The sequence below is a fragment of the Buttiauxella sp. AC038 genome (assembly GCF_979253565.1).
Genome location: NZ_CEEDCQ010000001.1, coordinates 3,511,292 through 3,529,595, shown reverse-complemented (window position 1 = coordinate 3,529,595; position 18,304 = coordinate 3,511,292). Strand labels below are relative to the sequence as shown.

The 18,304-nt window shown below is 50.8% G+C and carries 17 protein-coding genes; 10 read left to right on the top strand and 7 right to left on the bottom strand.

Features of this window, described 5'->3' with window-relative positions; translation table 11 throughout:
- Positions 1-129: 129 nt before the first annotated feature.
- From AC0IXI_RS16860 to AC0IXI_RS16850, 3 genes are all read left to right on the top strand, one after another.
- Positions 130-594 carry a winged helix-turn-helix transcriptional regulator gene (locus AC0IXI_RS16860; protein ID WP_064517279.1) on the top strand — a complete coding sequence of 155 codons (465 nt, stop codon included), beginning with the start codon at positions 130-132 and terminating at the stop codon, positions 592-594.
- 165 nt (positions 595-759) lie between these two features.
- Positions 760-2,205: a multidrug resistance outer membrane protein MdtQ gene (gene mdtQ, locus AC0IXI_RS16855; protein ID WP_413497940.1), complete on the top strand. Its 1,446-nt coding sequence runs from the start codon at positions 760-762 to the stop codon at positions 2,203-2,205.
- A 65-nt stretch (positions 2,206-2,270) separates the two neighbouring features.
- Positions 2,271-3,044 carry an SDR family oxidoreductase gene (locus AC0IXI_RS16850; RefSeq protein ID WP_471682812.1) on the top strand — a complete coding sequence of 258 codons (774 nt, stop codon included), beginning with the start codon at positions 2,271-2,273 and terminating at the stop codon, positions 3,042-3,044.
- Here the strand turns inward: AC0IXI_RS16850 and AC0IXI_RS16845 are convergent.
- Both AC0IXI_RS16845 and AC0IXI_RS16840 read right to left on the bottom strand, forming a co-directional pair.
- Positions 3,041-3,610 (bottom strand): DedA family protein, encoded by a 570-nt coding sequence (locus AC0IXI_RS16845; protein WP_471682811.1) that lies wholly within the window; start codon positions 3,608-3,610, stop codon positions 3,041-3,043. The genes AC0IXI_RS16850 and AC0IXI_RS16845 overlap by 4 nt on opposite strands.
- Positions 3,611-3,786: 176 nt before the next feature.
- On the bottom strand, positions 3,787-5,019 hold the full coding sequence (locus AC0IXI_RS16840) for an MFS transporter (RefSeq protein WP_471682810.1): 1,233 nt from the start codon (positions 5,017-5,019) through the stop codon (positions 3,787-3,789).
- Positions 5,020-5,316: 297 nt separating this feature from the next.
- On the opposite strand from AC0IXI_RS16840, the gene AC0IXI_RS16835 reads away from it, so the two are divergent.
- Complete coding sequence (locus tag AC0IXI_RS16835; protein WP_134183646.1) at positions 5,317-5,904, top strand: Yip1 family protein; 588 nt, start codon at positions 5,317-5,319, stop codon at positions 5,902-5,904.
- Between the two features lie 133 nt (positions 5,905-6,037).
- Entirely contained in the window at positions 6,038-6,979 is a 942-nt protein-coding gene (pbpG, locus tag AC0IXI_RS16830) for a D-alanyl-D-alanine endopeptidase (RefSeq protein ID WP_134183644.1), read from the top strand.
- A 125-nt stretch (positions 6,980-7,104) separates the two neighbouring features.
- Here pbpG and AC0IXI_RS16825 read toward each other — a convergent pair whose 3' ends face one another.
- Both AC0IXI_RS16825 and dld read right to left on the bottom strand, forming a co-directional pair.
- On the bottom strand, positions 7,105-7,668 hold the full coding sequence (locus AC0IXI_RS16825) for a GNAT family N-acetyltransferase (protein ID WP_134183642.1): 564 nt from the start codon (positions 7,666-7,668) through the stop codon (positions 7,105-7,107).
- A gap of 118 nt (positions 7,669-7,786) precedes the next feature.
- On the bottom strand, positions 7,787-9,532 hold the full coding sequence (gene dld, locus AC0IXI_RS16820) for a D-lactate dehydrogenase (RefSeq protein ID WP_413497936.1): 1,746 nt from the start codon (positions 9,530-9,532) through the stop codon (positions 7,787-7,789).
- Positions 9,533-9,725: 193 nt separating this feature from the next.
- Between dld and bglX the strand changes: the two genes are divergently transcribed.
- From bglX to AC0IXI_RS16795, 5 genes are all read left to right on the top strand, one after another.
- Positions 9,726-12,023 carry a beta-glucosidase BglX gene (bglX, locus tag AC0IXI_RS16815; protein ID WP_471683244.1) on the top strand — a complete coding sequence of 766 codons (2,298 nt, stop codon included), beginning with the start codon at positions 9,726-9,728 and terminating at the stop codon, positions 12,021-12,023.
- Between the two features lie 258 nt (positions 12,024-12,281).
- Positions 12,282-13,193 (top strand): glycine betaine ABC transporter substrate-binding protein OsmF, encoded by a 912-nt coding sequence (gene osmF, locus AC0IXI_RS16810; RefSeq protein ID WP_064517307.1) that lies wholly within the window; start codon positions 12,282-12,284, stop codon positions 13,191-13,193.
- Between the two features lie 112 nt (positions 13,194-13,305).
- Positions 13,306-14,463 (top strand): ABC transporter permease, encoded by a 1,158-nt coding sequence (locus AC0IXI_RS16805; protein ID WP_413497933.1) that lies wholly within the window; start codon positions 13,306-13,308, stop codon positions 14,461-14,463.
- On the top strand, positions 14,460-15,404 hold the full coding sequence (locus tag AC0IXI_RS16800) for an ABC transporter ATP-binding protein (RefSeq protein ID WP_064517314.1): 945 nt from the start codon (positions 14,460-14,462) through the stop codon (positions 15,402-15,404). The genes AC0IXI_RS16805 and AC0IXI_RS16800 overlap by 4 nt, the downstream gene beginning before the upstream one ends.
- Positions 15,388-16,119 carry an ABC transporter permease gene (locus tag AC0IXI_RS16795; RefSeq protein WP_064517317.1) on the top strand — a complete coding sequence of 244 codons (732 nt, stop codon included), beginning with the start codon at positions 15,388-15,390 and terminating at the stop codon, positions 16,117-16,119. Before AC0IXI_RS16800 ends, AC0IXI_RS16795 begins: the two co-directional genes overlap by 17 nt.
- On the opposite strand, the gene AC0IXI_RS16790 is transcribed toward AC0IXI_RS16795, so the two are convergent.
- The 3 genes from AC0IXI_RS16790 to AC0IXI_RS16780 form a co-directional block, all read right to left on the bottom strand.
- Positions 16,100-16,207: a membrane protein gene (locus tag AC0IXI_RS16790; RefSeq protein ID WP_034456488.1), complete on the bottom strand. Its 108-nt coding sequence runs from the start codon at positions 16,205-16,207 to the stop codon at positions 16,100-16,102. The genes AC0IXI_RS16795 and AC0IXI_RS16790 overlap by 20 nt on opposite strands.
- A gap of 75 nt (positions 16,208-16,282) precedes the next feature.
- Positions 16,283-17,038 carry a MerR family transcriptional regulator gene (locus AC0IXI_RS16785; protein ID WP_134183630.1) on the bottom strand — a complete coding sequence of 252 codons (756 nt, stop codon included), beginning with the start codon at positions 17,036-17,038 and terminating at the stop codon, positions 16,283-16,285.
- 70 nt (positions 17,039-17,108) lie between these two features.
- Positions 17,109-18,230, bottom strand: a complete 1,122-nt coding sequence (locus tag AC0IXI_RS16780; RefSeq protein ID WP_471682809.1) for a ribosomal protein uL16 3-hydroxylase — start codon at positions 18,228-18,230, stop codon at positions 17,109-17,111.
- Positions 18,231-18,304: the final 74 nt, after the last annotated feature.

Sequence of the window (18,304 nt, the reverse complement as noted above, 5' to 3'; positions counted from 1 at the left end):
TCCAGTGACATTGTAGTTGCTTTTAGCAACCAGATTATTTGTTTTTATCAGTGGTGGTTTTATTTTGCAACCAGTTTGTTATGCGATTATGCTCTCGAAATATAAGTACGCGATTAAAAGGAAGCTCAAATGGCTAAACAGGAATCACTCACAGGCAGCGAATGCCCTGTCGCAAGGACTTTAGAGGCGATTGGCGAGCGATGGTGTTTGATGATAATTCGCGAGGCATTTGACGATGTTCGCCGGTTCAGCGAGTTTCAGAAAAACCTGGGTCTGGCAAAAAATATTCTGGCTGCACGGTTGAAGCAGTTGGTCGAACTTGGGGTGCTTGAGATACGTCCAGCTTCAGACGGTAGTGCCTATAAAGAATATGTGCTCACAGAATGCGGACGTTCCGTCTTTCCTATCGTTGTCGCTATGCGCCAGTGGGGCGAGCGTTACATGTTCGAAAAAGGAGAGACGCACTCTGTGTTGCTGGATAACGAGCTTGAGCAGACCATTTTGCCACTAGAAGTACGTTCCGCTCGGGGGAAAAAACTCGAGGCGGGAGACTGCCACAGACGCCTGGTGGTCAAAACCGCAGACAGCGCATAAAGAAGATATAGTAACTATAATTATATTTAGCATGGTAATAATAAGTGACATAAATCAATTTCAAATTGTATCCCTTATTAACCTTATGTGTATTGCCACTGATACCTAAACTTTTCATTCCCGGAATACGTAACCTGAGCCCTTTCTATTACTCTGTGGCTAATTATGACTTCCTCACGTTTCCCTCTCGCGGCGACTGGCGTCGCGTTAATGCTCGTTTTGTCTGGCTGCGCGCCAATGCATGATGACGATGCACCTCTCGCTCAAAAAACTCCTCCACAACAGCTAGATACTAAACTTCCGCCTGAGTTGGCTCACGGCTGGCCGGGCAGCGATTGGTGGCGTGGTTACCACGATAGCCAGATAGACAGTTTGGTAGAACGCTCACTCAAAGACTCACCAGACCTCGCCGTGGTGCAACAGCGCATTAAACTTGCCCAGGCTCAGACGCAAATGCAGGAGGCAAGCGACGGGCCGCAGATGGATTTCTCAGCCAACATTGAGCGCCAGAAAATGTCTCAGGAGGGGGTGATGGGGCCATTTGCCCTGACTGATCCCGCCGCGGGTACTACAGGCCCGTACTACACCAACGGTAACTTTGGGTTGACCGCCAGTTGGGATCTGGACTTGTGGGGTAAGAACCGCTCGGAAGTGGAAGCTAAAGTGGGGGTTATGAGGGCGAAACAGGCGGAACTGGCCCAGGCGAAACAGGTTATTTCGGCAAATGTCGTGCGTTTGTATTGGGATATGCAGACCCTGTTGGCATTAAAAGATGTGAAACAACAAACTCTTGCTGCGCAGAAGAAGATAGTAGATGTAGAAACAAGTCTGTATGCCGAAGGGATTAACTCATCGGTGGACGGCGTAGAACCCAATATCGATTTCGTGAAAACTCAGCAGCAGATTGATGAAATAGATGGGCGTCTCAACATGGCTAAAGCGCAGCTCGCCGCAATTACCGGTGATGCCCATGCCGCATCAAATATTAAACGTGTATCGTTGCCGAGCGTGAAAAGTCAGGTACCTGATCACATGGGTTATGAATTGTTAGCACGTCGCCCAGATCTTCAGGAGGCGCACTGGTACATCGAATCCTCACTGAGTAGTGTTGATGCAGCAAAAGCCGCTTTCTACCCTGATGTAAACCTGAGTGCCTTCTTGCAAAATGATGCTCTGCACTTGAGTGATTTGTTCCGCGGTTCCGCTCAGCAAATGGGCGTGATAGGGGGCTTTACGCTGCCAATCTTCGACAGCGGCCGTCTCAATGCCAACCTCGATATTGTGCGCGCGGAAAGTAATTTGTCGATTGCCAGCTACAACAAAGCTGTTGTTGGAGCGGTAAACGATGTGGAGAAAGCAGCCAGCCAATTAAATGCTATTGCAGCTGAAAACCAGCATCAGGTTACCGTTTTGCAAGACACGCAAAAACTCAAGACGCTAGCTCAAGCTCGTTATAAAGCCGGTATTATTTCCGGTGCGAAGATGAGTGCCGCGTTGCTTCCAGATCTCTCCGAGCAGGCTAAAGCCATTCAACTCCACGGCCAGTGGCTGAACGCTGATGTGCAGTTAGTCTCTGCATTAGGTGGTGGTTATCGAGCAGGAAAAGCGTAACGAACACAGATTTTTCTCCACCTCCTATAATTACGTACAGGTCAAAAAGTAGTCTGGAGGTGGTGATGTCTGGGGCTAATAAAGTCGTTATCGTCACGGCGTCGGATTCAGGAATTGGCAAAAAATGCGCGTTGCTTCTCGCGCAGCAGGGCTATGACGTGGGTATTACCTGGCATTCCGATGAACAGGGCGCGCAAGAAACGGCAGACCAGGTCAGAGGTTTCGGGCGACGAGCCGAAACGGTGCAGCTTGATTTAGCCAACCTCCCACACGGAGCCGCAGGTATTGATGAGCTGATTAGCCGCTTCGGACGTGTCGACGCGCTGGTGAATAATGCGGGAGCGATGAGCAAAAATCCTTTCCTTGATGTCACTCTCGAAGAGTGGCGTAAGCTTTTTACTGTCGATGTAGACGGCGCATTTCTCTGCTCGCAAAAAGTGGCACGGGCGATGATTTCGCAAGGTGAGGGTGGGCGAATCGTGAATATTACCTCTGTTCATGAGCACACGCCGCTTCCTGAAGCCTGCGCGTACACGGCGGCAAAACATGCGTTGGGTGGGTTAACTAAATCAATGGCTATGGAGCTGGTGCACCATAAAATTCTGGTCAATGCCGTGGCGCCTGGAGCCGTCGCCACGCCGATGAATGACATGAAAGAAGGTGACGGCGCGGGGAGCAAAATCCCGGAAATCCCGCTAGGGAGAGCGGGGGATACCGAGGAAATAGCCAGCCTGGTTGCATGGCTTTGTTCAGAAAGCGCCAGCTATACCACCGGGCAATCATTTATCGTCGACGGTGGTTTTATGTTCGCCAACCCGCATTTCAAACCGAAAATTTAGTCTTGCTGATTATTCTCGCGGTGTTTAAACCACAATCGCACCAGCCACACTAAGGCGACCACGCCGAGCAGCCAAATCCAGTGCTTAATATGTTGGTCCAGGTTATGCAGCCATGGGCCAACAACTTCACCGCCCACGTAACCCAGCGTGGTGAAAAGCATTGCCCAAATTAATGCGCCAACAATATTTAGAGGCAGGAAAATTTTCGGGGGAAGGCGGCTGGCTCCGATTAAAATCGGCCCAATCACACGAAAACCGTACATAAAGCGCGAACCTATCACAAACCAGTAAGGGTGGCGGTTAATCAGCTTCTGCGCCTTAGTGATTTTCTTCTGATGCTTTTTAAAACGCTGTGAAATTGAGCCACCAAAACGCCTGCCAACCAGATATAGCAGTTGGTCGCCAATCATGCCGCCGAGTGCGACAGACAGCACCACAAGCGGGAATTTGAGCAGCCCCTGGTGTGCTACAACACCGCCTAGCAGCGTAATTGTTTCCCCTTCCGCCATGCTACCCACAACCAGTGCGGCATAGCCGTAATGCTCAATCAGATTATTAATATCCACAATGATGAATCTAACTCCTTGTTCTTTTACAACATCAGTATAGCGGCTGTTGCGCCACATCTGTGTGCAGCCGGTGACTTATGTTCCGGCTATTTCGTTGTCGCTAATGCTTATTCTGGGGAATATGTCATCACCTGATAAGGCACACCGCCACGACAGGCGGCGTGCTTTCTTGCTTATTGCTGCTCAGGTCGGAAATTTACCGACTTTTGTTTTAGCCAACGCTCGCCTAAAGAAAGCATAACAATCAATACAAACCCCGTTCCGCTGAATAAATACAGTGAAGAAACCACGCCAAAATACTGCGCACAGTAACCTGCACCTATGGAAACCAATGCCGTTACCATCATTTGTAACCGGTAACTTTTTGCCATTGCGGCCGAGATATGAACCTCATCAAACTTCTTCAGGATGGTATAAATCGCCAATGAAAACACCACGTTTGAGAACAGGTGAGCCATAAAAATGAACGCCAGCGCCAGATATTTTGACGGTGAAAAGGGGACTAAACCGTAGCAGGTGATAAAGGCGAACAGACAACTGACCATCAGCACATTACTGCTACTGTTTTTCTCAAATTTCTCAGGATTTAAGATTAAAGGGCCCGCTAACTGCCCGAGACTACGGGCGAAAAGTAACGCCAGTGCCATGCTTTGCGCTTCAGAACCTGAAAATGTTGGTGGAACCAGTGCGGGTAGCAGTGCCATGGCAGGGGCTGCAGCTAACGCCAGCAGGGGTAAAAGTAAAATCCCACGCCGCTGTACGCCTGACAATGTTCGCCAATTAATCTGCGCTTGTGAGGGGGAAACTTTAATGAAGGTTTTAGCGAAACGTGACTGCGACAATCTTAATAATATTAGTGCGATGACAAAGCTTGAAGCATCGAGAACCAGCAGTGACATTACGCTGATATGCCCTAGCAGCAACAGACCCAGGCAAACGCCAAAAATCACATAGCAGGCGAAAATGATGGTTTCGAGTGTGGTGGCAACCGGCAGTTCTTTCTCGGTCAGTCCCGTTTTAAAAATCTTACTGATTGCCGGGAATGTCATCCCGATAGTGAATGCTGAGGCGGTCTGAGCAATGAGAAACAGCGGAATAGAACCCGTCATTACAGCGCTGAGTGGCGCGAGAAGACCTAGCATACCCAAACATTCCCCCACTATCAGAATCTTGAAGGGGTTTGCACTTTGGCAGTAGCGCTCGCCTATTTTGCTGCCAATTAAACCAGGAACGGTAGAAAGAACGTAGGCGAGGGCTAGTGAGGTTGTCGGTGCCGCCAGGCGAATGAGTTCGCTAAAAATGACGATGTAGGTTATGCCATTTCCGATAGATGAAACAACAAAAGAGAACCCAAGAAGTAGTAGCCACGGTTTGTCAGCCAGGGCCTGGTATAGTGCTTTTAGCATGATTGTTTCCGTAATAATCCAATAAGTGCACATTTCTCAACAGAGGTGAGAAATGACAAAGTCATCGTGTAGATACAGGCTTATTGGTTACGGAATTACATTGGGGAGCTGTCCTGATAAAGCATTATTGGGCGGTGTTAATTAAATATGACTCTTTCGCCGTTTCGTCAACGTGGCGGCATAAATTTTGCTATTTGCAGCATGCAGATATTTTCAGATGATTAAAAAACAATCAAGCCGCTGTGCATTATACTTTGACTGTGCTCAATCGATTTTTTTGACATGTCAGGAGGCGTTATGAGTCATGTCTGGGGGCTTTTTTCCCATCCTAATCGTGAAATGCAGGACATAAAACGCGAGAACGAAACGGTAACGCATCACTACACTCACCATGTATTAATCATGGCGGCCATTCCGGTTATCTGTGCGTTTATCGGCACAACCCAAATTGGCTGGAATTTTGGTGATGGTACCTTCGTTCAATTAACGATGTTTAACGGCTTCTATCTAGGAGTACTGTTTTATGCCCTGATGCTGGCTGGTGTGGCCGTCATGGGGCGGGTCATCTGGTGGATGGCGCGTAACTACCCGCATCGTCCGTCGCTTGCTCGTTGCATGGTGTTTGCAGGTTACGTAGCAACTCCGCTGTTTATCAGCGGCTTAGTCGCATTGTATCCATTGGTGTGGTTGTGCGTGCTGGTAGGGGCCGCAGCCCTTATTTATACCGGATACCTGTTGTATGTAGGGGTGCCTGAGTTCCTTGGCATCAACAAAGAAGAGGGGATGAGCTTTTCCAGCTCAACACTCGCCATTGGCGTGCTGGTGCTTGAGGTACTGTTAGCCCTGAGTGTTATTCTTTGGGGTTATGGCTACCGTCTATTTTGATACTTGTTTACGAATCAATAGTGGCAGTTTTCAGGGGCGTCAGCGTATTATGCTGGCGCCTCATCTATTCATACGCGCTGTGAAGAGATTCGAAGGACACATTATTTTTTTGAATAATTACAGAAGTGTCACCATGCCGACAAAAATCCGTCTATCGTTGCTCAGCCTTGCGCTGATGATTGCCGTACCATTCGCTTCCCAGGCTGCGAATAATACCACCGTACAACAGGTCAGTGCCGGGCAAGAGATCGCCTCTGGCAGTGCCATGATCGTCGATCTGCAAACTAATAAAGTTCTCTATTCCAGCCATCCTGATCTGGTACGCCCGATTGCCTCAATTACCAAATTGATGACGGCGATGGTAGTGCTTGATGCGAAGTTACCGATGGATGAAATGCTGAGTGTCGATATTAGCCAAACGCCGGAAATGAAAGGAATTTATTCCCGCGTGCGCCTGAATAGTAAAATCGACCGTAAAGACATGATGCTATTGGCATTAATGTCTTCAGAAAACCGTGCGGCAGCGAGCCTGGCACACCATTATCCTGGTGGCTATAACGCATTTATTCGCGCCATGAATGCTAAAGCGAAATCTCTTGGCATGACACATACACGTTATGTTGAGCCGACCGGGCTTTCGATTCACAACGTCTCTACGGCACGTGACTTGTCTAAGCTGCTGATTGCCTCGAAGCAATATCCGATGCTCGGCCAGTTGAGCACCACTAAAGAAGATATGGCTACTTTCAGCAATCCGCCATACACGCTGCCATTCCGTAATACCAACCATTTGGTTTATAACAATAAATGGAATATCCAGCTGACCAAAACCGGCTTTACCAACAATGCCGGACATTGTTTAGTGATGCGCACCATGATTAACAATCGCCCGGTGGCGCTGGTGGTATTGGATGCGTTTGGGAAATATACCCACTTTGCGGATGCAAACCGTCTGCGTTCCTACCTGGAAACTGGCAAGGTGACCCCAGTTCCAGGCTCGGCATTAGCGTATAAAAAGCAAAAGGCTGCGCAGATGGCGAGTAACAGTATTCAAGGCAACGCGATCGACGATTAAGGCATTTAAAATCATTCCCTAAATAGTTCGAGTTGCGGCGAGGCGGCAAGTGAAAGAGTCCCAATGAGCTTAGTTAACTAAGTGATTTGGGCGAATGAACGCAGCCAACGCAGTAGCAGCTTGAACTATGAAGGGAATTTCGGCAGCGTCCTGTCTCCTGCATTGAGCGGACGCTGCATAATTATCGTATCCCGCCATCCGCCAAGCTTAAACCCCACACTACGTAATTGACCGACCACTTCGAAACCGAGTTGACTGTGCAGGCGACATGAACCGGTATTGTTCTCGCCATCGCCAATTACCGCCACCATTTGCCGCCACGGCCCATTTTCACAACGCTCTATAAGATGGCTTAAGAGTTCGCGTCCAATACCTTGCCCGGTCATGCTGGCGTCGATATACACCGAATCCTCAATTGTGAAACGATACGCCGGACGAGGGCGATAGGCAGTTGCGTAGCAATAACCCACCACAATTCCGCTATACAGTGCCACCAGCCAGGGAAGTTCCTGCTTGCGTATGGCTTGCAAACGTTCTTCCATTTGGCTGAATGTTGGAGGAGACTCCTCAAAAGATCCCCGACCGTGCAGGACGTGCCATTCATAAATAGCAGTGATGGATGGGATATCATCGTTAGTGGCATCACGAATCTGTATCCGAGCGGACGGCATTGTTTCGAGGACAGACATTTCTCGCTCCTTTACGTAAAAAATCAAAGTGGCATGAGGTCACACCACTTTTCGTATTTTAATTTAGTACGAAAAACAAGCGAAAAACAGCGCGAGTTCTGGCAGTTGACAGCTTCGCTTAATGGGGATCGTGGTGATGCGTATGGCTACAAGCCTGCTCTTCCCACCACTTGTGCTTTGTAGTTTTGCCAATCCCTGGGTTCATGCTGTTGGTCGGGTCATTCGCCTTATAAAATTGTTTTAAACTTTCAGGTGCTTCATACAAATGTCCGACATTATGTTCTGCCGGATATTGCGCACCACGTGTACGCAGCAACTCAAGCATCTGCTCCTTCAATGCATGAGCATCAACCCCTTTCTTAACAATGTAATCCTGATGGAAAACATGGCACATAAAGTGGCCGTAATAGAGGCTGTGGCTTATCTGGCTGCTGATTTCTGGCGGTAGATGCTCAAACCAATCCTGGTCGTTACGACGCAGGGCAATATCGAGTGCCAGAATGTCTTCCACTTCATTGGCGTGCACTGCGTGATAACGCACGGCGGCACCGGCGGCTGCAAAACGATGTAAAAAGGCTTTCGCCCCTTCGGTTGGTGTGCAGACGAAAAAGCCACCTTCAGCCTGCTCGAAATAGCTCTCCAGCCAGTTACGGGCCTCGGCAATGCCTTCCCCAGACATTTTCAATAACAGGTGGTGTTCGTATTTACCGCGCCACTCTTTCATACGTGGAGGTAAGTGGCTTGGGCTCCAGCCGCTCAGGCGTTGCAATACGCGGTCAGTGAAGTGGGGTTTTATAAACGGGACTTTTTCAATCCACGCATCGGTGCGGCCTTTCAGGGTGAAGAACAGCGGCATTTTATCGGTGCCGAGTTTGTCGATCATCATGAAGGTGTCTTTGCCATACACTTCGGCAATATCGTAAATATCGCGATGCATGTATTCACCCGCCACCGGCAGGTTTTCAAAGTTGGCCAGAATATGGCGCCGGATTTCAGTCAGCACTTCTGGTTTATTGGTGCCGATGTAAAACACTTCGTTTTGTTTTTCTGCCACAAAAGTATCGAGGCGCACAGCAAATACCGCGAGCTTTCCGGCGCAGCCAGAGGCTTCAAACAGGCGGCTTGGGTCGGCGTTAAAGCGCGATGGGGTATCAGCGTCTACATCACGTACACGCTCGGCATAATCCTTATCAGAGGCCTGGCGTTGGTCATGGAGCACATTTTCAGGTTTGACGCGCTCATCATCGAGCTTGCCAAGGATTTGTTCAGGCGTCACACCCAAATCGATACCCAGATGGTTGACCAGCGTTAATTTTCCTTGTTCATCAATACGGGCATATAGCGCCATCTCGGTATATGCCGGGCCACGTTTGACCAGTGAACCACCGGAGTTATTACAAATCCCGCCAATTACCGACGCGCCAATGCACGATGAACCAATCACTGAATGGGGCTCACGACCTAATGGTTTTAGGGCTTTTTCTAGTTGATAGAGCGTACTTCCAGGGAAGGCCAGCACCTGCTTTCCGCCATCTAACAGCTGCAATTTATCCAGGCGCAACGTGCTGATAATGACAATTTCGCGGTCGTAATCGTTGCCGTTCGGCGTTGAGCCTTCGGTCAGGCCAGTATTGGCGGCCTGCATCAGAATAATTTTATCGGTACTGACGCAAATGCTTAGAACACGCCATAACTCAAGCAGTGTTCCGGGGAACACTACTGCCAGCGCATCGCCCTGGCCTGAACGAAAACCCTTACGATAACGTGCCGTTTTTGCCGCATCGGTTAATACATGTTGGCTGCCCACCAGACGGTTCAGCTCATTTATAAATGTTTGTTTTTGGGATGGCGTAGGGTTAGACATTTATCCGCTCCTTGGGAAAATATTGACGACTACAAGCATAGCTTGCAAATCGATAATGAATCGTCTTAAAGGTTCGAAAAATCAGCACATAACACCGAAGCGACACTTCTTACAGCAGTAACCTTGTGGCACACTGCTCGTCTTATCACTTCGTGCGGCCCTCTGTGGCGGCTTGAGCAAGAGAGTAATGTCGATGAAATGGCTCTGTTCTGTAAGTATTGCAGTTAGCCTTGCGCTGCAACCCGCGCTGGCTAACGAAATGTTTGGTCCACACCCGTTAACACCTGAGGCGCGTGACGCATTCGTCACTGATTTGCTGAAGAAAATGACCACCGACGAGAAAATCGGCCAGTTGCGGTTAATCAGCGTTGGGCCAGATAACCCGAAAGAAGCCATTCGCGAGATGATCAAAGATGGGCAGGTCGGGGCGATTTTCAATACCGTGACTCGTCATGACATCCGCAGCATGCAAGACCAGGTGATGGATCTTAGCCGCCTGAAAATCCCATTATTCTTTGCTTACGATGTGGTTCACGGCCAACGTACTGTGTTCCCAATCAGCCTCGGTTTAGCTTCTTCTTTCAATCTGGATGCCGTGAAAACGGTGGGCCGCGTCTCTGCTTATGAAGCTGCAGATGATGGCCTGAACATGACATGGGCACCAATGGTGGATGTGTCTCGTGACCCACGCTGGGGCCGTGTCTCCGAAGGTTTTGGTGAAGATACTTACCTGACTTCCATCATGGGTCGCACCATGGTTGAAGCGATGCAGGGCAAAAGCCCGGCAGACCGTTATTCGGTCATGACCAGTGTGAAACACTTCGCGGCCTATGGCGCAGTTGAAGGCGGCAAAGAGTACAACACCGTTGATATGAGCCCGCAGCGACTGTTCAACGATTATATGCCGCCATACAAAGCCGCACTGGATGCTGGCAGTGGTGGTGTGATGGTGGCGCTCAATTCCCTTAACGGCACTCCGGCCTCTTCCGACTCATGGCTGCTGAAAGATTTGTTGCGCGATGAGTGGAAATTTAAAGGCATTACCATTTCAGACCACGGTGCCATTAAAGAGCTGATTAAACACGGTGTGGCGAGCGATCCGAAAGACGCAGTGCGCATAGCATTGAATTCCGGCATCAACATGAGTATGAGCGATGAGTACTACAGCAAGTACTTGCCGGAGCTGGTGAAAAGCGGTGATGTGCCAATGGCTGAACTTGATGATGCCACGCGCCATGTGCTTAACGTGAAATATGATATGGGCTTGTTTAATGACCCATACAGCCACTTAGGGCCGAAAGAATCTGACCCTGAAGACACCAACGCTGAAAGCCGCCTGCACCGTAAAGATGCTCGCGAAGTTGCACGTGAAAGCATGGTGTTGCTGAAAAACCGTCTGGACGTATTGCCACTGAAAAAATCCGGCACCATTGCCGTGGTTGGCCCGTTGGCTGACAGCAAACGTGACATGATGGGGAGTTGGTCAGCTGCTGGTGTTGCCGATCAAACCATCACAGTACTTCAGGGCATCAAAAGTGCCGTGGGTGACAAAGCCAAAATCGTGGTTGCCAAAGGCGCTAACGTCACTGATGAAAAAGGCATTGTTGATTTCCTGAACCAGTACGAACCAGCCGTTACGGTTGATACCCGTTCTGCACAGGCGATGATCGATGAAGCGGTTAATACTGCGAAATCTGCTGATGTTGTTGTAGCTGTTGTTGGTGAGGCTCAGGGGATGGCGCACGAAGCCTCTAGCCGTACCGATCTGGTGCTGCCACAAAGCCAGCGTGATTTAATTGCCGCGTTGAAAGCGACCGGTAAACCGCTGGTGCTGGTGTTGATGAACGGCCGCCCTCTGGCATTGGTGAAAGAAAATCAACAGGCTGATGCGCTGCTGGAAGCCTGGTATAGCGGCACTGAAGGCGGGAACGCGGTGGCCGATATCCTGTTTGGCGATTACAACCCGTCAGGCAAATTGCCGATGTCCTTCCCACGTTCTGTCGGGCAGATCCCAACCTATTACAGCCACCTGAATACAGGGCGTCCGTACAATCCGGAAAAACCAAACAAATATACATCTCGCTACTTTGATGAAGCGAACGGCCCGCTGTTCCCATTCGGTTATGGCCTGAGCTACACCACTTTCAGCGTGTCTGATGTGAAAATGTCTGCACCATCAATGAAAGCGGATGGCAAAGTCGAAGCTTCTGTCGAAGTGAAAAACACCGGTGATCGTGAAGGTGAAACTGTCGTACAGATGTATTTGCAGGACGTCACCGCATCGATGAGCCGCCCGGTTAAAGAGCTGAAAGGCTTTAAGAAAGTTTCACTCAAACCTGGTGAAACGCAGACTGTAAGCTTCCCGATTGATGTTGAAGCGCTGAAGTTCTGGAACGCGCAGATGAAACATGTTGCCGAGCGTGGCAAGTTTAATGTGTTTATCGGTCTGGATTCTGCCCGTGTGAAACAGAGCGAGTTTGAACTCAAGTAATTACCCTTCATATTTGAAGCTGCACCTGCGTTGGCTGCGCCCATTCGCCCCAGTCACATAGTTATCTATGCTCCTGGGGACTTATGGACTTGCCGCAACTCCAACTATTTTGGGTAATGGCTATAACACCCCCCATCAAGAGCCGGTTTTCCGGCTCTTTTCTTATTCTGCACCTCATCCCTCACCAACCTGTCAATTCTCGTCTAAACTTTTGCGAGTTCATGATTTTTAAGCAAAGAAAAACAGTGAGGAAGCACGATGAACGTATCAGCGCGTTGGGGTATGGCGGGGTTAGTCTTACTGGCCGCAGGGACACAAGCTGCGGAGCCGGTGAAAGTAGGTTCAAAAATTGATACCGAAGGCTCACTGCTCGGCAATATCATTTTGCAGGTACTGGACAGCCACGGTGTCAAAACGGTCAATAAAGTGCAGTTAGGCACCACCCCGGTCGTGCGTGGCGCGATTACGGCGGGCGAACTGGATATTTACCCGGAATACACCGGTAACGGGGCATTTTTCTTTAAAGATGAAAAAGATGCTGCATGGAAAAATGCGCAACAGGGCTATGAGAAAGTTAAAAAACTCGACGCTGAAAAAAATCATCTCGTGTGGCTGACACCTGCTCCGGCAAACAACACCTGGACCATCGCGGTGCGCAAAGATTTGGCTGAGAAAAACAAACTCACCTCGCTTGATGATCTCAGCGCGTACCTGAAAAAAGGCGGTGAGTTTAAGCTTGCTGCTTCCGCTGAATTTATCGAACGCTCTGACGCGCTACCTGCGTTCGAAAAAGCCTATGGCTTTAAACTTGAACAACCGCAACTGCTCTCGCTGGCTGGCGGCGACACGGCTGTGACCATAAAAGCTGCGGCGCAGCAAACCTCAGGCGTGAATGCGGCAATGGCTTACGGAACGGATGGCCCGGTGGCAGCACTTGGCTTGCAAACGCTGAGCGATCCGAAAGGTGTGCAGCCAATTTATGCGCCAACGCCTGTTGTGCGTGAAGCAGTGCTAAAGGCTTATCCGCAGATGGACGAATGGCTTAAACCGGTGTTTGCATCACTTGATGAGAAAACACTGCAACAGCTTAACGCCAGCATTGCGGTGGAAGGGCTGGATGCCAAAAAAGTGGCTGCTGATTACCTGAAACAAAAAGGCTTTGTGAAGTAGGTTACTGAACGACTGGTGGATGGGCTGGTGCCTATCCACCCTGGAATGGCTTTAACCCCGGTCGGACACGCGTAATGCTTTCCTACCACGATAAAAACAACAGGATGTCTGTTTGCTCAAAATTCATAATCGCGTCCTGCTGCTTCTGGTGATATTGCTGGTGGTGGCAGGCGCGGCTTTGCCGTTTATCAACTTTGCACCCAACCGCCTGGTTTCCGGGGAGCCTGTCGCGCTTAGCCAACTCCCCGCACACGCTGGGCTCCTGCTTACCCTTCCGGTGTTGATACTGGCTTTCCTGGTGCTACTGCCTTGCCGCTCATTTCCACTGTTTATCACGCTCATTATCGGTGAACTGCTGTTTATCACCATTCTGTGGGTGATGGGGCTGACGGCGACGCAATTTGCGCAGCAGGGAAGCACGCTTGCGCGAACATCGCCGGGCAGCGGGTCATGGCTGTCGCTGACCTTATGTCTGTTGTTGTGCGCAGATGCCATCAACCGCCTGACGCCCAAAGCGCTCTGGCGTTTATTGCTGAATCTACAGATCTGGATTGTGCCCGTCGCGCTGCTCTGGAGTGGTTATTTTTCCGACCTTTCACTGCTCAAAGAGTACGCCAACCGCCAGGATGTTTTTGATGATGCACTCACGCGCCATCTGGCTTTGTTGCTCGGTACCTTGTTCCCTGCGTTAGTGATTGGCGTGCCGCTGGGGGTGTTTTGTTATACCCGCCCTGGCTGGCAGTCTTCGGTATTTTCGGTACTCAACATTATTCAGACGGTGCCGTCAGTGGCGTTGTTTGGCCTGTTGATTGCACCACTTGCGGGACTGGTGAAGTTTTTACCGTGGTTAGGCTCAATGGGCGTAAGCGGAATTGGTGTGGCTCCGGCGATCATCGCGCTGGTGCTGTATGCACTGCTGCCGCTGGTGCGCGGTGTCGTCGCAGGTTTGCAGCATGTCCCGCGCAATATCATTGAAAGTGCCGAAGGTATGGGCATGTCACGATGGCAGATTTTCTGGCAGGCCGAAGTGCCGCTGGCGTTGCCGGTTTTGCTGCGCAGCCTGCGCGTGGTTTGTGTTCAGACCATTGGTATGACGGTGATTGCCGCGCTCATTGGCGCCGGAGGTTTCGGTGCGATTATCTTCCAGGGGCTACTCAGCAGCGCGCTGGATCTGGTGTTGCTCGGCGTGATCCCGGTGATCGCCCTGGCGGTGATTCTGGATGCATTTTTTAAACTGTTTATCTCATTGCTTGAGGAAAAACAGCCATGATCGAATTTGAAAATGTCAGCAAATCCTTTCAGGGGGCGGCGGCGGTTAAGGATTTATCGCTGAACATCAAAGAGGGTGAATTTACGGTGCTGATTGGTACTTCCGGTTCCGGTAAATCCACCACGCTGAAAATGATTAACCGCCTGGTGGAACATGATAGCGGGCGTATCCGCTTTGCCGGCGAAGAGATACGTAATTTTGACGCCAAAGCGTTGCGCCGCCGCATGGGGTACGCGATTCAGTCCATCGGCCTGTTTCCCCACTGGAGCGTGGCGCAGAATATCGCCACCGTTCCGCAACTGCTGAAATGGCCGAAAGCGCGAATCAATGCGCGTATCGACGAATTGCTGGATCTGCTTGGTCTTGATGCCGCGCAATTCCGTGACCGCTACCCGCATCAGCTTTCCGGTGGGCAACAGCAGCGTGTTGGCGTGGCACGTGCACTGGCCGCCGATCCGGAAGTGTTGCTGATGGATGAGCCATTTGGTGCGCTGGACCCGGTCACGCGCGGGGCGCTTCAGCAAGAAATCATCCGCATCCACCAGTTGCTTGGCCGCACCATTGTGCTGGTGACGCACGATATCGACGAGGCACTGACGCTGGCTGACCGCATTGTGCTAATGGACGGGGGAAAGGTGATTCAACAAGGTACACCGCTGGAGTTGCTAACTCACCCAGCGACAGACTTTGTACGTGATTTCTTTGGTCGTAGCGAACTGGGCGTGCGGTTGTTGTCACTCCGCCACGTCGCCGATCGCGTGCGTTCACATGAACGCTTAGCGGGTGAGCCGATAAGCGAAATGTTAAGTTTGCGCGAGGCGTTATCGCTGTTTGTTGATCGCCAGTGCCAGCAGTTGCCGGTAGTTAATCAGCAGGGCGAACTGTGCGGCGTTTTGCATTTCAGCGATTTAGTTCGGGGTGAAAATGCGCTTGATTCGTGACCCTCTGTTGTGGCTGATTGCGTTTTTCATCGCACTTCTGGTGGTGATGCCTTACAGCAGCCCCTTGTTTAGCTGGTTGTTTCCGGAGCTGGAAAGGCCGCTCTACCAGCAAGACAGTTTTATCGCCCTGGCACTAAAACACTTCATGCTGGTGGGTATTTCAAGCCTGGTGGCGGTGGTGATTGGTATGGGGCTGGGGATTGCTGTCACACGCCCGGCGGGCCTGGAATTTCGCTCGTTGGTCGAAACTATCGCCGCCGCCGGGCAAACATTCCCGCCGGTAGCGGTACTGGCCATTGCGGTACCGGTGATGGGGTTTGGCCCGAAGCCCGCGATTATCGCGCTGGTGATTTACGGTTTGCTGCCGATTTTACAGGGGACACTCGCCGGAATGGGGACGGTGCCGGACGCGACAAAAGAGATTGCGCTGGGGGCCGGAATGAGCCGCTGGCAGATGCTGCGAAAAGTTGAGTTGCCACTGGCAGCGCCGGTGATTCTGGCAGGGATCCGCACTTCGGTGATTATTAATATTGGTACTGCGGCGATTGCATCCACCGTGGGGGCCAGCACGTTGGGCTCGCCGATAATCATTGGCTTGAGCGGTTTTAACACCGCTTATGTGATTCAGGGGGCTCTGCTGGTCGCGATGGCGGCAATTGTTATTGACCGCCTGTTTGAGCGTCTTTTGCGCTACATCACGCGTTATGAAGAATGACGATATAACCCATCAGCATCACGCCGCCAATTCCGCCGATAGCCATTACCAGCATGCCGCCTACCAAGGCTATTTTACTTAGTTTCATCTTTATGTCCGCTCCATACGTTACGCAGGCGATTATAAGATGAAGCGGGCTTGTTAATGAACTATTAACTTTGCCTTATGCGCGTTCAGTCGACTGCCCGTTGCTCATGAGTGGGAAAATTTGCATTCCTGCACAGCGCCAAAGCTCCAGTTGGTCGAGCTGATTGGTGGTCGGCGTATCACCACACCACACTAGCAATGTCTGTTGAGCAAAAAGCTCAGGTCGCAGTTGATGTAGCGGGTGCGCCAGCACATCAATCCGCCAGCCCTGCTGGATTGCCATCCACGCAGCCATCCACAAGCGTGTGGTATCGGGCGTGTCCCAACCTACAAGTAACGCATCTTTTCCGCTGCGTTTGCGCGCTGAGGCAAGGCATAGTGCAATGTAGTTGATCAGTGCGCCATCCAGTAGGCTAAGTAAGGTATTCAATGTGACTTGATGGCATTGCAGGCGGCGACGAAGGGGAGTGTAAAGCTGGTGGACGAGGGTTTCTGCGGGGTAATCACGGCCAATGTCAGCCATCCAGGTACGCAATCGGTTCGGGCTGCCGCTTTGCAAATGGTGGAGCAGCAGTTCCTGGCGCTCACGCCAACCACTTTCCAGATCCTGGCGCTCGCCGCCCAATAAGGCTTTCACCTTGCCGACCTGAACGCCATTTTCAATCCAGCGTTTGATTTCACGGATACGTTCGATGTCGTCATCATCAAACAAGCGATGCCCGCCATCCGTGCGCTGAGGTTTTAATAACCCGTAACGTCGTTGCCAGGCACGCAATGTCACGGGGTTAATATCGCAAAGCACAGCCACTTCACCGATGGTATAAAGCGCCATGTTAAATCCACTGTCTGCCCGGGAAGCCCCCGTATAACTGTAGTCAGTGGACCCAGGTTTGCAGGATTATTTAGTCGTCGAAATACCAGTAGCCCTGATTAACCAGCTCAGTCAATACGTTAACAAATTCCGGGTTCTCTAACGCATCGCCCAGCTCTGTTTGACCAAGGGTGGTGTAACGGCACAATGCGTCCGCTGCTGCCGGAACAGGTGCTTCCATTGCTTCGCTATTCACGAAGAACTCACCGTCAACATTCAGCACTCGTAAACCGCTCAGACGTGTCAGGCTTTCACCGCCCAGTAACGCATCAAGGATTTCATCTTGCTGATATGGCGGCTCTGCTGGAGCAACATCCAGTTCGTGGCGCGGTGTGGTAACAAAGCGGCCGAACCACTGTTTGAAATCTTCAGGCTGGCTGATGACTTCCATCATCATGTCACGCAGGCGATTAAGCTCGTAGCCTTCAACTTTGCCAGGATGTTCGCGGACGGTTAAGTCAGGATCGCTATAGTGGTCGCCACCCAGATCGTTTTCCAACGCGTAATCAGCAAAGCTGCTGATCAAATCACGGCCATTTGGACCACGGAAACCAACGGAATAGTTGAGTGCAGTTTCGTGAGTGAAGCCATCGTGTGGGAAGCCCGGTGGAATGTACAGAATGTCTCCACGTTCCAGGTCTTGATCAATGATTGGCTCGAACGGATCAACGTGCAGCAACGCGGGATGTGGGCAGAACTGGCGCATTGGCAGTTTGTCACCCACGCGCCAGCGACGGCTACCCATGCCCTGAATAATAAACACATCGTACTGATCGATATGTGGACCAACACCGCCACCAGGTACGGAGAAAGAGATCATCAGGTCGTCTAAACGCCAGTCTGGCAATACGCGGAATGGGCGCACCAGTTCAGCAGAAGGCGCATGCCAGTGGTTCACGGCTTGCGCCAGTAATGACCAACCGGTATCACCGAGATTGTCAAAATTCTCGAAAGGACCGTTGGCTGCCTGCCATTGACCATTGGTATGGCTAACCAGTCGGCTATCCACCTCTGCTTCCATCGCAAGACCGGCTAATTCATCCGGGGTAATCGGATCGACAAAATCAGGAAACGCATTTTTTAAGATGACCGGCTTTTTTTGCCAGTATTTCTCTAAGAACTCAGGCCAGTCTAAATTAAGTTGATAATCCATTTTTTGATACCAGTGGAGGATAAACGGGCTCGATTATAGAGAAGAGCGGCTACAGGCCGCCTTGTCATGAGTCA